We start from the raw sequence: 13165 nt of genomic DNA on the forward strand, positions 1-13165 counted from the left end.
GTTTGATTAAATGCGGTTGTTCCTGTAGAGTTAGCAGTAATATTTCCTAAGGCTGTGGTATTGCCAACTGCACCATTAAGTGTAATATTACCGGCACCTGCATTTACCAATAAACTTTTAGTGTTTGCTGTAGTGCCATCGAGATTCCTATTAAAGGCGACATTGCCGCTGCTGGTAGTTCCTGATGTTGTTAGAGTAATAGTTGGTTGACTAAGGATAACGGGTGATTGGAAGGTAATATTGCCACCGCTACCGGAGTCACTTGAGGTATTTATATTACCGCTAAGAATAGTATTTCCTGTACCAGAGTTGAGGGTGACGTTCCCTGCGGTACCTGCCTCTACTGAATTGGAAACTAGACCTCCAGTAGTAATGTTGCCACCAGCAGTAAAGAGGGCGATCGCTCCTCCATATCCTCCTAGCAAAGAAGAGGAATTGAGACTTCCAGCAGTTGTGTCGATCGCACCTGTTCCTTTGGTAACAGAGAGGTTGATATTCCCGGAGGTACCTGCATATAATGAACGCGAATTCAGAGAACCAGTGGTAATGTTACCGCCAGCAGTTGAAAGGTCGATCACTCCTCCATTTCCTTCCACAGAAGAGGAATTGAGATTTCTAGTAGTAATGTTACCGCCAGCAGTTGAGAGGGCGATCCCTCCTCCATTTCCTCCCACAGAATTTGAAGACACATCTCCAGCAGTGGTGTCGATCGCACCCGTACCTCCAGTGACTCTGAGGGTGATATTCCCCCCCCTACCTCTATCTAGGGGACTGGCATTTAGATCTTTAGTGGTAATGTTACCCCCAGCAGTTGAGAGGGTGATCGCTCCTCCCTGTCCAAAAGTTGAACTCGATTGCAGAACATCACCAGTGGTGTCGATCGCGCCCAGACCTCCAGTAACTGTGAGGGTGATATCCCCTCCGCTACCTGCACTGCGTGAAAAGGAAGCCAGCTTGTTAGTGGTAATGTTACCGCCAGCAGTTGAGAGGGTGATCGCTCCTGCATTTCCTACCTTAGAAGAGGAATCCAAAAATCCAGCACTGATGTCGATCGCACCCGTACCTCCAGTGACTCTGAGGCTGATATCCCCCCCCGTACCTGCACCTATGGGATTGGAACCCAGGTCTCTAGTGGTAATGTTACCCCCAGCAGTTGAGAGGGTGATCGCTCCTCCCTGTCCAAAAGTTGAACTCGATTGCAGAAAATTACCAGTGGTGTCGATCGCGCCCGGACCTCCAGTAACTGTGAGGGTGATATCCCCTCCCCTACCTGCACCGCCTGAAATGGAAAGCAGCTTGTCAATGGTAATGTTACCACCAGTCGTTGAGAGGGAGATCGCACCTCCATTTCCTGAAGAGGATTGGGAATCCAGCTCTCCAGCAGTGGTGTCGATCGCGCCCGGACCTCCAGTAACTGTGACGGTTATATTCCCTGGATTACTTCCAGCAACGAAATTATTGGAAACCAGCGATTTAGTGGTAATGTTACCACCACCAGTAGTGGAGAGGGAGATTGCTCCTGAATTTCCTGCTGAGATAGCAGAGGAATAAATATCTGCAGCAGCGGTGTTGATACCATTGGTACTGGTGAGGCTAATATTTCCGCCCGTAGTAACAAGTGTGGCATTGACTGATATTGCATTACCAGCATTTAACGCGAGCGCGCCATTTCCCGAATAATTAGTAATAGGTTGATTAACAGTAATATTATTATTCGCTTGCAGCGTCAGAGAATTATTATTATTCCAAGCAACGGGAGCACTAACTGTAATATCACCGAGACTCGAAGAAGCCGACGCAGTAGAAATAGTGACATTTCCCAAAAGTAGCTGATTTTGCAGCGTCCCATTATTAATTGTAGAAGTGGCAGCAGAGGGCGTAAATACTCCCGCTGAGAAACTGTCGCCTACAGAATCCACATCTGTACTAATAGTAATATCAGTAGGATCTAATAATAAGGTGCCAGCAATCCCAAAGGTCGATCGCAAATCAACTAATCCTTGAAAATCCAGCGATTGCTTTCCCGAAACTTCCACAAACCCGCCATTCCCAGAAAACAAGCCACCTCTCGCCGTAATATTCCCATTAAAGCGAGTAGTTTCATCCGCCCAAACTATCACTCGCCCGCCATTCCCGTTACTAATAGCATCAGCATTAATTGTCGAGTCGCTGCTGACAAAAGTTCGCGAAGCATTGGGCACAGTCCCCAAACCCTGATAATCTCCGCCAATCAGTACATTACCGCCACCGTTAATCCCAGAAGCATCGATATTGCCTGCAATAACTCCTACTTTGTCACCTAAAATATTTACAGTACCGCCAGTGTTGCCAGAGACATTGAGAGTGCCAGAGGCGATCGCAGTTCCCGCAGTTACCGGCACAGCAACATTCCCTGTCAACACAACTTCGCCATTGGGATTTACCGTCAAACCCGTCGCCTGTGCCACACCTTGTCCAGTCAGCAACTCCGGCAAAGATAACACTGGCTGCGTCCAATTATTCGGCAGCGAACTTTGATTGGCTGTCGGCTGAATATCCAAACTCAATAAATTTCCAGCTTGACTAATTCGCACCAAGTTGTTACCCGGTACGGCGCTGATGAGAATATTGCCGCTAGGCGCAGTTAGCTGACCATTATTGACCACCGTACCGCCAATCAAACTTAAACTTTGACCTGGTGTCACCGTCAGATTGCCTGCATTAACAATGCTTCCTCCTGGCAAATTTGTAAACGCAAAACTATTCGGTGCCCCGATTAATGTTGCCCAATTGTTATTGCCGATCGCGCTAAACCACTGATTGTTCCCAAAACCAATCCCTGTCGCCGTAGTAGCATTAAAAGATCCCGGCACGTTGAGACTGGCATTCGGCCCCAAAATTATGCCGGCAGGATTCATCAAAAATAAATTGGAATTCCCGCCCGTCACTTGAATTAAGCCATTTATTAAAGAAGGATTACCCCCAGTAATCCTTCCCAAAATATTTTGAATATTGGGATTAGTGAGAAAGTTAGCCGTTTGACCTTCGCTGAGGCCAAACTGAGTAAAACTATGAAAAAGATTAGCCCCATCTCCGTTGAAGGACCCCCCGGAAATGTCGTAGCGGTTGCCGCTGGGAGTAACAACTGTGTGAGTGCCGTCTGGTGCCGGGGCTATGGGTTGCGCGTTGGCAGAACCCGCCACTGCACTCAGCCAGCTAACAATGAATAACCATCCGAGCAAATGTAGTCTGTTGGCTGTCATTGTGTTTAAAGATTGTGCTGAAAGTGCGATCGTATTTATTTATTTATCCTATTTTTACTCATAAAAATTACTCATGTCAATAGGAGCAGCCTATTTTTACTTGCCGAACAATTAGGATGTGACAAGAAAATGTATGTTTTTAATTACTATGATTTACCTAAAAACTGTTTTTTTACTAGAAGTCAGGCGCGGGAAATGAAACTTGGTTTATTGTTGCGACTTTCACAGCTTCCCTGACGCAATTATCTTTAAAAACCGGGTTGATGCGTCCGGGACTGTGGGGGAAAATATGGCGCGGAATGCGAGGGTTAGGGGTTTAAAAAACTTGGAATTTTAGTCAAAACTACGTAAGTTCCGATCGCCTGTTATACAGCTTGCTTAGAGTGGCAAAAAACTCGATCAACTCCCTACTCGCGGTCGCCTCCGCTTCTTTCTGCATAGGCAGAGCAGCTTGCAGCCCGCTTTCAGGACAACGAACCGAACAGCAGACTTTCTCTCAAAAACTTTATATTTTTGGGATGAACTTTACCAAAACTTTATAAAGCTCGATTAAAATTTTTATGTATTTTTGATGAAAGCCAATATTTGCAAGTCTTGCACTCAACTTTAGACTGTTACCGAAACCAAGTAAATGTAGTAGGTTGGAAGTCTAGGCAGGATGAAAATCTTGCTCTGACAGATTAAACTATGCGAGTCTGGTGTCAGTGAAAACTCTTAGAAGAAGCACTCATTTACTCCAAAACACCCTTAAGTGAGATCTGTATGTAGATTCACTGGTGTGGAGCCTCTTCTTTAGGTTTGACGATCGCCCTAAATATCGCAGGCTCGCGATCGTCTATTCGCATCACGGCAACATGGCATTTAGGGCATTTTCCGCCTTACTACCTAACAATACAGGAGGAATCAGGGTTATGACTACCTTAACGCTAGTCAAAAAAACATCTTTTACAGTCGCCAGCTTGGTAACCACAATGTTGCTCAGCATCTGCCCGCCCGTCCGAGCTTTCATGTTTGGCACTGGCGGCATCCAGTTCGATCAAGATACAAAGATCAACTTTAGATTCAACAACTCTGTCAGCCCTTACCAGTCAAGCTTGTGGGTGGCCCAAGCTGACCCACAAAACAATGGCTACACCAACATCGCCAGACTGTTTTACGAGACTCAACCCTCAGATAACGGCTCTGCCAACAACTGGGAAGCAACCTTCGGGAACGCAGTCACCTCCGAAAACGGCTCCATCACCCAAACCTTCACATTTTTGCAGGATCAAATTTATGCCCTGCTGCTGTGGAGCGACACAGGTAGCGGCAGACCTTTCGAGCAATACGTCTCGTCGAGTACCTTCATGAACAGCCCCAACTGGTGGGCCGCCGGCACCCAGTTCCGAAGAGAGGAATGTCTGGTGGCGGGATGTCAGCTTGCTGTGTTTGGTGACTTTATGCTCAACTACAATTCCAGCGACTCATTTGCAAGCATCAACGGCGGTAAAGGCCCAGAGCAATTTTCATCGCTCACAAAGGCCCAACTGGCTAATGGCACACAAATCTCCTTCGACGATGCCAAACCAGGAACCGAGCTTGACTTCAAAGACTTCACCGTGTCGGCTGAGTTAGTCCCCGAACCAGTCCCCGAACCAGTCCCCGAACCAGTCACAGTGTTCGGGACTATCCTGGGTATCGGGGCTTTGGCTGCGGCTCGCAGGAAAAAAAAGCGAGGGCAGCAACCATAAAAATGACTATTAACCAGCCCCATACAAATCTAAATAGTGCGTCTGTTCAGTGGTACTCTGAGAAATAGCATTTCTAAATGTTAAGACTTTTTCCATAACGGGAAAAATAGCATCCTAACAAAGGCACTATTCATGGTATCCACCGCAGAAAAAACGAACGTAGGCTACATCACCCAAATCATCGGGCCAGTTGTAGACGTAAAATTCCCAGGCGGCAAACTGCCCCAAATCTATAACGCTCTCACAATTTCCGGCAAAAACGAAGCAGGTCAAGACGTTGCCGTTACCTGCGAAGTTCAACAACTGCTCGGAGACAGCCAAGTGCGCGCCGTTTCCATGAGTACCACCGACGGCTTGGTGCGTGGAATGGAAGTAGTAGATACCGGGGAAGCGATCCAAGTTCCCGTCGGAATCCCAACTCTCGGCCGGATTTTTAACGTCATCGGTCAACCCGTAGACAACCTCGGCCCGGTCAATACTTCCGAAAGTATGCCCATCCACCGCAACCCGCCTGCTTTCACCGAACTGGAAACCAAGCCTTCGGTGTTTGAAACTGGGATCAAGGTGATTGACCTGCTCGCGCCCTACCGTCGCGGTGGCAAAATCGGTTTGTTCGGCGGCGCAGGCGTCGGCAAAACCGTGATTATGATGGAACTCGTGAACAACATCGCCAAGGCTCACGGTGGCGTGTCCGTGTTCGGTGGTGTGGGCGAGCGCACCCGCGAAGGTAATGACCTCTACAAAGAAATGATCGAGTCGGGGGTTATTGACGAAGAAGACCGCAGCAAGTCAAAAATTGCTCTGGTTTACGGTCAAATGAACGAGCCGCCTGGTGCTCGGATGCGCGTGGGCCTGTCGGCTCTGGCGATGGCCGAATACTTCCGTGATGTCAGCAAGCAAGACGTGCTGCTGTTCATTGACAATATCTTCCGGTTTGTGCAAGCGGGTTCTGAGGTATCGGCTCTGTTGGGTCGGATGCCTTCGGCTGTGGGATATCAGCCGACTCTCGGTACAGACATGGGCGACTTGCAAGAACGGATTACTTCGACTACCGAAGGTTCGATTACTTCGGTTCAAGCTGTGTACGTACCTGCGGATGACTTGACTGACCCCGCACCGGCTACGACTTTTGCTCACTTGGACGCTACAACTGTGTTGTCTCGCGGTTTGGCTGCGAAGGGGATTTATCCTGCGGTTGACCCGCTGGATTCTACGTCTACGATGTTGCAAGTTAGCGTTGTCGGCGAAGAGCACTATGGTGTTGCTCGTCAGGTGCAGTCTACTCTGCAACGCTATAAGGAATTGCAAGACATTATTGCAATTTTGGGCTTGGATGAGCTGTCAGAAGATGACCGCTTGACCGTTTCTCGCGCTCGCAAAATTGAACGGTTCTTGTCTCAACCGTTCTTTGTGGCTGAAGTGTTCACCGGTTCCCCCGGCAAGTACGTCAAGCTGGCAGACACCATTAAGGGCTTCCAGATGATTTTGGCTGGCGAACTTGATGAATTACCTGAACAAGCTTTCTATTTGGTGGGCGATATCAACGAGGCGATCGCCAAAGCTGAAAAAATGAAAGCTGACGCCAAGTAATTTTAGTCATGAGTCAGTAGTCAGTAGTCAGTCGTTATTAGTTATTAGTTATTAGTTATTTGTTATTGGTAACAACTGACAACTGATAACTGGCAACTGACAACTGACAACTGACAACTGACAACTGACAACTGACAACCGACAACTGACAATTTATGACATTAACTGTGCGCGTAGTGGCCCCAGACAAAACTGTTTGGGATTCTAATGCTGAAGAAGTAATTCTGCCGAGCACCACAGGCCAACTAGGTATCTTGAGCGGTCACGCTCCAATGTTGACAGCTTTGGATACCGGAGTGATGCGCGTCCGTCCCGGTAAGGAATGGGTGTCTATTGCTCTGATGGGTGGCTTTGCAGAAATCCAAGAAAACAAAGTTACTATTCTTGTCAACGGCGCTGAAAAAGGCGAAACCATTGATAAAGAAGCTGCTCGTACTGCTTACACCGAAGCAGTAGCTCGTTTGGAAAAGTCCGCTAGTGGCACTGACCAAGAGCAAATTAAAGCTAAGCAAGCAATCAAACGCGCGAGAGCTCGTTTCCAAGCTGCCGGCGGCACGCTCTAGCGCTAAGGATAGGAACACGGCTTTTGTAGTAGGGACACAACAATGTTGTGTCCCTACTGTTTTTCTCGCGTTGTGTCCCTAATGTTTTGCTAAACTCCCGCCTCGGACAATAGAGATTGCATTGTTTCCCAAGATAACCCCTGCTGAAGATAGCGGGGGTTATTTGGATTGTAGGGGCTCTCCACGCGATCGACACTGACAATTTTGGCTTCCTCCCGCAAAACAGGAACGTCTGGATCGAAAGCGGTCGATCGCGTCAAAGAGCTAGAAAAGCCTTTAAAAATAGCAATTTCATCGAATTCGCCGTCAATTTGGGCCTTGACGATTAAAACTTCGTGCGATCGTTTTAGCGTGTATTGTTCCAAACGACGAGCAATAGAGTCAGCCATAGCAAATCTCGCTTTCCTGAAATCTGCTATAATATAGCTTAATTTTGTGGCTAACTTCAGGGACATCCAGCTAAATTTTTATTGTTAAGTATACCTTTTTTTTACAGCAGGAAGTAAGCAGACATCATATAAATTTTGTAAAAAACCTCGGAAAAACTTTCCTGCTGCCAAACCTACTTGTCCGATATTTTATGAACCACAAGAAGACTAGGTTGCAATTATCATTTCTTAGTCAAAATTTTATTAAACGGCCTTTAGCTTGGGAGATACGCTGCTATTTATTCTAGTTTTTTGCTTGATATCAGCTCTGGTAAGTTGCCACTCAAAGCTAATAAATAACTGTTGACGAGGCGGGAATTATAGTTAGTGACTCAATTATAGAGCGTTTGGGCGATCGAGAAAAATATATGTGCCGATTTGTCGATCAAGTCACAGTAAAAGGCAAAAAATCTGCCGTCTCCGTGTTGGAAATTTATGATGCAGAAACAGAACAAAGCATTGAACTAAAACAGAAAACTGCTGCTGAATTTCAAAAATGTCTGGAGCTTTATTTCGAGCAAAATTTTACTGAAGCGCAAAAATTATTCAGTAAGATTTGCGAAAGAAATCCTCAAGATAGGTTAGCAGCAATTTACTGCCAGCGCTCTCTAAAGAATGGAATGTATGGAGTGCCTGAAGGATGGTCGGGGATAGAAGCTTTGGATGAAAAGTAGTGATACAGATATATTGTATGTGAACATCGGTAGGGATAGGGCAATGCCTTGTCCGGCGCGGGGAGTAGGACACGGAAATGCCGTGTCCGTATGGTTCGCTTTGACTTTTAATAATTTGCTATAAGATTAAGGATTGTAGAAACTAGATCGGGTCTTCCTTGCGTAAGTTGTGTTTAAGTACAAAATGGTTTATAATCTTTACCAGCGCTCAGCCTTCGCTCCAAGTATTAACTGGGTTTTCCCACCTAAATTAATGTTATGTCCACTCTTTCTCTCAAGCACTTAGTGGCAAAACTTTCAAGAAAAGCAACGCTGCAAACCGTACTCATAGTTCCGTTTGTCTTGCAAGTATTTGCAGCGGTGGGTATTGTAGGATACTTATCATTTAGGAACTCTCAAAGAGCAGTAAATGACCTTGCGGATCAGTTGATGGGCGAGGTGAGCAATCGCATCGAGCAAAATTTGAGAACTTATCTGGAAACTCCGCACCAAATCAATCAAAGCAAGCTGGATGCGGTAAAACTGGGTTTTGTGAACATGAAAGACTTGTCCGCTTGGGAAAAGTATCTGTGGCGACAAGTGCAATTATATCCTTATATCAATTTTACATCGATCGCTAATCAAGATGGAGAATATCGCACCGGCGAAAAGATGTCTAACGGCACTTTATTGATTAACGCATCGGGTCAATCTAGAGGTTTTGATTTTTATTCTTACAATACTAATGATAGGGGCGATCGCACGACAGTAGCAGCCTACGTCAAAAACTTCGACATCCGACAGCACCCTTCCTACACCTATGCAGCTCTAGAAGCCAAACCCACTTGGAGTTCAGTTTATGTATCCTTACTAGAACCCACATTGATTCTCAGCGCGCTGCAACCAGTTTACAACAGCCAGAAACAGCTAGAAGGAGTATTAATTGCTGCTTTGCGTCTCGACAGTATCGGTCAATTTTTAAACAGCCTCAAAATAGGCCAATCTGGTCAAACTTTTATTATCGAAAGAAACGGCACGCTGCTGGCAACTTCCACACCGGAAAAACCTTTCCGCACCCAAAACGGTCAAAAAGAACTGTTTAAAGTTACAGAAAGCAGCGATGCAGTAACGCAAACTACAGCTAAATATTTAGAAAGTCACTTTCAAAACTTCTACCAAATTACCAAATTGCAGCAAATCCATTTTGAGATAAACGGGAAACAGCAATTTTTAAAAGTTCTACCCTTCCAAGACGGCAAGGGTTTAGATTTACTAATTGTCGTCGTCGTTCCCGAAGCCGACTTTATGGAACAAATTCATGCGGGCAACCGAACTACAGTTTTGCTATGCTTGGCAGCTTTGGGCATGGCAACTGTGTTAGGACTTCTCACTTCTGGCTGGATTATCAAACCTCTTATAAAATTAAAAAATGCAGCAATAGCTTTATCTGAAGGACAATTTGACCAAACTGTAAAGCTCGATCGCTCCGACGAGTTGGGCGTACTTGCCGCTGCCTTTAACAGCATGGCAGCACAACTGCAAGCATCTTTTACTGCCTTAGAAACTAAAAATATCGAATTGCAGCGACTAGACAAACTGAAAGACGAATTCTTAGCCAATACTTCCCACGAACTCCGCACTCCCCTCAACGGCATTATTGGGATTGCAGAATCTTTAATAGACGGTGCTACGGGACAACTGCCAGACTCAACAAATTTTAACTTAGCCTTGATTACATCCTCTGGCAAAAGATTGTCTTCTTTAATTAACGATATTCTGGACTTTTCTCAGCTCAAACACAAAAAGATAGAACTACAAATTAAGTCCGTCGGTCTTCGAGAAATAGTCTCTGTTATTCTCACTTTGTCTCAGCCATTAGTAGGCAAAAAAAACTTGCAGTTGATTAACTCAGTCGCTCCTGAATTGCCGCCAATAGCAGCCGACGAGAATCGGTTGCAGCAAATACTTTACAACTTAATCGGCAATGCGATTAAGTTTACCGAAAGTGGCACAGTAGAAATTTCTGCAGAATTGGTAACTGGCAAGGCACAATCACCCCTTAATTCCCAGTTAGCCATTACTGTATCCGATACTGGCATTGGCATCCCCGAAGATAAATTAGAGCAAATTTTTGAATCCTTTGAACAAGCTGACGGTTCCACTGCTAGAGAATATGGTGGCACTGGTTTAGGGTTAACGGTTGCCCAGCAATTAGTGGAATTACACGGAGGTAAAATTTGGGTATCTTCAACTGTAGGTGTCGGTTCCCAATTCATCTTTACTTTGCCCGTATCTGAGAGTCCGCCGGATGTTAGCAGCAGGCAGCCGCGTTTAAGCGAGAATTTTCCCATTTGTATCATTCCTGAATTGGCCAGCCAATCATCTCTAATCAATTCTCCGATATCAGACAAGAGCGACTTGCTAGAAACTGAAAAAATAAAAGTTTTGGTAGTCGATGATGAACCTATTAATATTCAGGTCATCATTAACAGTCTTTCTATAGAAAACTACGAGATTACTCAAGCGAGCAACGGCTTAGAAGCTGTAAATCTAATTGAATCAGGATTTAAGCCCGACTTAATTTTACTCGACGTAATGATGCCGCAGATGACTGGTTATGAAGTCTGTCGAGAAGTTCGCAAAAAATACTCCCCTTTAGAAATGCCGATTCTGATGCTGACGGCTAAAAATCAAACTACTGACTTGGTAGAAGCTTTTAACTTAGAAGCAAATGATTATGTAACTAAACCTTTTATTAAAAAGGAATTGTTGGCGAGAATTAACACGCAAATTCGCCTATCCAAACTGAATGCAGCCTACGGCAGGTTTGTGCCGCACGATTTTCTAAGCTTGCTGGAAAAGCCGAGTATTATTGAAGTAAAATTAGGCGAAAATCAGGAAAGAAATATGACCGTGCTGTTTGCTGATATTCGCTCGTTTACGGCACTTTCCGAAAATATGACACCGCCTGAAAATTTTGCCTTTATTAACACTTACTTAGGAAGGGTTAGCCCTGCAATCAGGAAAAATAACGGGTTTATTGACAAGTACATTGGTGATGCAGTTATGGCACTGTTTCCTACATCTCCTGATGATGGTGTACGAGCAGCAATTGATATGCAAAAAGAAGTGAATATCTACAACCAGCAGCGAGAAAAAAATGGTTTGTGTCCGATCGCGATCGGCGTCGGTTTACACGCGGGCAATTTGATGTTGGGTACAATTGGCGAGCGAGAACGGATGGAAAGTACAGTGATTGCTGATGCGGTGAATCTCGCATCTCGTTTGGAAGGATTGACTAAAGTTTACGGCGCGGGCATTCTAGTTAGCGGTGCAATTATCGATCGCCTAGACGATCCAGAAAAATATAAGTACAGATTTGTCGATCGAGTAATGGTGAAAGGAAAGACAAATGCTGTGTCGGTTTTTGAAATTTACGAGACAGAAACAGAGGAAAGCATTGTACTTAAGCAGCAAACTGCGGAGATTTTTCAAGCAGCTCTCAATTTTTACTACGAGCAAAAATTTGTTGCCGCCCAAAAAGTATTTCAAAACATTTTACAAATCAATCCGGACGATCGGGTAGCAATGCTGTATTTCAAACGAGCTCGCAAGTATCGAATGTACGGAGCCCCGGAGGGGTGGTGCGGAGTGGAAACTTCGACGGAGAAATAGGGCGCGCACTGCCCGCCCTAATCTCTTTAAAAGATGCTTGCACCAACTTTAAAATATAGTTATACAAACTCCTAATTTATTCCAAGTTTTGGGGCCGACAATGCCATCCGCAACGATTTTTTGTTGCTTTTGAAAATTGATGACTGCTTGTTCGGTTTTCGGGCCAAATCCTCCATCAGTATTTACAGAAAATCCGCTGGTGTGCAAGAGCCGCTGGAGGTAGCGAACGTCCTCATTTTGGGTGACGCCATCGTTGCGTTTCAGTAGGGGAAAATAACGGCAGGGAGGTAATTCCATGTGAATTGCGTTTGTGGTTTGCATAGTTTGAGTCTCCATTGGTTGTTTGCAAGTTGTTTAAAAGCAGGGCAGCGGGGAAAAGATGTTAATTAATAGTCCTGAAGGCATTTTTGACGGGCATAAACGAGGTTTCGCCTTCGCTCAATCACCAGATTTTTTAGCGTTTCTGGGGGCGTAAAGGAAGTATTGCTGTGAAAAAACCCAGTTTCTTGCTACCGGTGCGCCTAGGATTAGTTAACTTGGATTTAACATCCGGGTTCACCTGTATAACAAGCGCCTAATAGACTCCAAGTTTGAGGGCCGACAATGCCATCAACAGCAATCTTATTTTCCTTTTGAAATTTGATGACTGCTTGTTCGGTTTTTGGGCCGAAGAATCCATCAGTTGCGACGGGATATCCGTTTTTAACTAAGGATTGTTGGAGGTAGCGCACGTTTTGATTGGCAGTGGTGCTATTATTTCGTTTCAGTGTGGGCAGTGAAGAGCAAAGAGGCAATTGAGCGTAAATTGAATTTGTGGTTTGCATGGTTTGATTGGGGATTAGTGGTTTGCAAGCCGTTTGAACTTGCTATTCCCCAGTTGTAGCTGTGGGGGGAAGTGCTTTAACAGTCGCTTTTTATAGTGACGCTTATCTGGGGTAGCTCAGATGAGTGACAGCCCGCTATCCAATCCGTCTTGTACAAAGTAATTGTCAAAGGCAAACAGCAGCGAATTTCCATTTTTTATCAACTTTTAGCATCTTTGGCACCAGCCCCACACCATAAGTAAGTCGCCGCCAAAAAACGCCCCTATGTAAACGAGGGCAAAGTCTCCAAAGGCTCTCTACTGGCTGACTTAAATCTGTTTACATAGTGTTACATTATGCGGTTTAATCCCGTATACCCACTTACCTGTACGGCTGTTGGTGTCGGGATGGATAGGCAGATTGACGTAGAGAAAGCGAGGCAATCAATCCTGTCACGGTGTAATCGCTGCACTCTTATACA

General features: G+C 45.3%; 9 protein-coding genes. 5 read left to right on the plus strand and 4 right to left on the minus strand.

What is annotated here, in order from left to right; all coding sequences use genetic code 11:
- On the minus strand, positions 1-3242 hold a 3242-nt coding region (locus QUB25_RS09820), incomplete at its 3' end, for a two-partner secretion domain-containing protein (protein ID WP_333183049.1).
- A gap of 911 nt (positions 3243-4153) precedes the next feature.
- Here QUB25_RS09820 and QUB25_RS09825 point away from each other — a divergent pair.
- From QUB25_RS09825 to atpC, 3 genes are all read left to right on the plus strand, one after another.
- Positions 4154-4972, plus strand: coding sequence for a PEP-CTERM sorting domain-containing protein (locus tag QUB25_RS09825; protein ID WP_333183050.1), 819 nt, complete (start codon positions 4154-4156; stop codon positions 4970-4972).
- A 132-nt stretch (positions 4973-5104) separates the two neighbouring features.
- Complete coding sequence (gene atpD / locus QUB25_RS09830; protein ID WP_006635884.1) at positions 5105-6562, plus strand: F0F1 ATP synthase subunit beta; 1458 nt, start codon at positions 5105-5107, stop codon at positions 6560-6562.
- A gap of 155 nt (positions 6563-6717) precedes the next feature.
- Positions 6718-7125 carry an ATP synthase F1 subunit epsilon gene (gene atpC, locus QUB25_RS09835; protein ID WP_190663502.1) on the plus strand — a complete coding sequence of 136 codons (408 nt, stop codon included), beginning with the start codon at positions 6718-6720 and terminating at the stop codon, positions 7123-7125.
- 89 nt (positions 7126-7214) lie between these two features.
- Here the strand turns inward: atpC and QUB25_RS09840 are convergent, their stop codons facing one another.
- Complete coding sequence (locus QUB25_RS09840) at positions 7215-7514, minus strand: DUF7734 family protein (RefSeq protein WP_333183052.1); 300 nt, start codon at positions 7512-7514, stop codon at positions 7215-7217.
- Positions 7515-7921: 407 nt separating this feature from the next.
- Here QUB25_RS09840 and QUB25_RS09845 point away from each other — a divergent pair, with 407 nt between their 5' ends.
- The gene (locus QUB25_RS09845) at positions 7922-8227 is read left to right on the plus strand and encodes a hypothetical protein (protein ID WP_333183054.1); all 306 of its coding nucleotides are present in this window, start codon (positions 7922-7924) and stop codon (positions 8225-8227) included.
- Positions 8228-8485: 258 nt separating this feature from the next.
- Complete coding sequence (locus QUB25_RS09850; RefSeq protein ID WP_333183056.1) at positions 8486-11881, plus strand: ATP-binding protein; 3396 nt, start codon at positions 8486-8488, stop codon at positions 11879-11881.
- Between the two features lie 48 nt (positions 11882-11929).
- Here QUB25_RS09850 and QUB25_RS09855 read toward each other — a convergent pair whose 3' ends face one another.
- The gene (locus tag QUB25_RS09855; protein WP_333183058.1) at positions 11930-12202 is read right to left on the minus strand and encodes a peptidoglycan-binding domain-containing protein; all 273 of its coding nucleotides are present in this window, start codon (positions 12200-12202) and stop codon (positions 11930-11932) included.
- Between the two features lie 221 nt (positions 12203-12423).
- Complete coding sequence (locus QUB25_RS09860) at positions 12424-12705, minus strand: peptidoglycan-binding domain-containing protein (RefSeq protein ID WP_190663498.1); 282 nt, start codon at positions 12703-12705, stop codon at positions 12424-12426.
- Positions 12706-13165 lie beyond the last annotated feature (460 nt).

Source organism: Microcoleus sp. B3-D7, from assembly GCF_036705305.1.
Lineage (GTDB): Bacteria > Cyanobacteriota > Cyanobacteriia > Cyanobacteriales > Microcoleaceae > Microcoleus.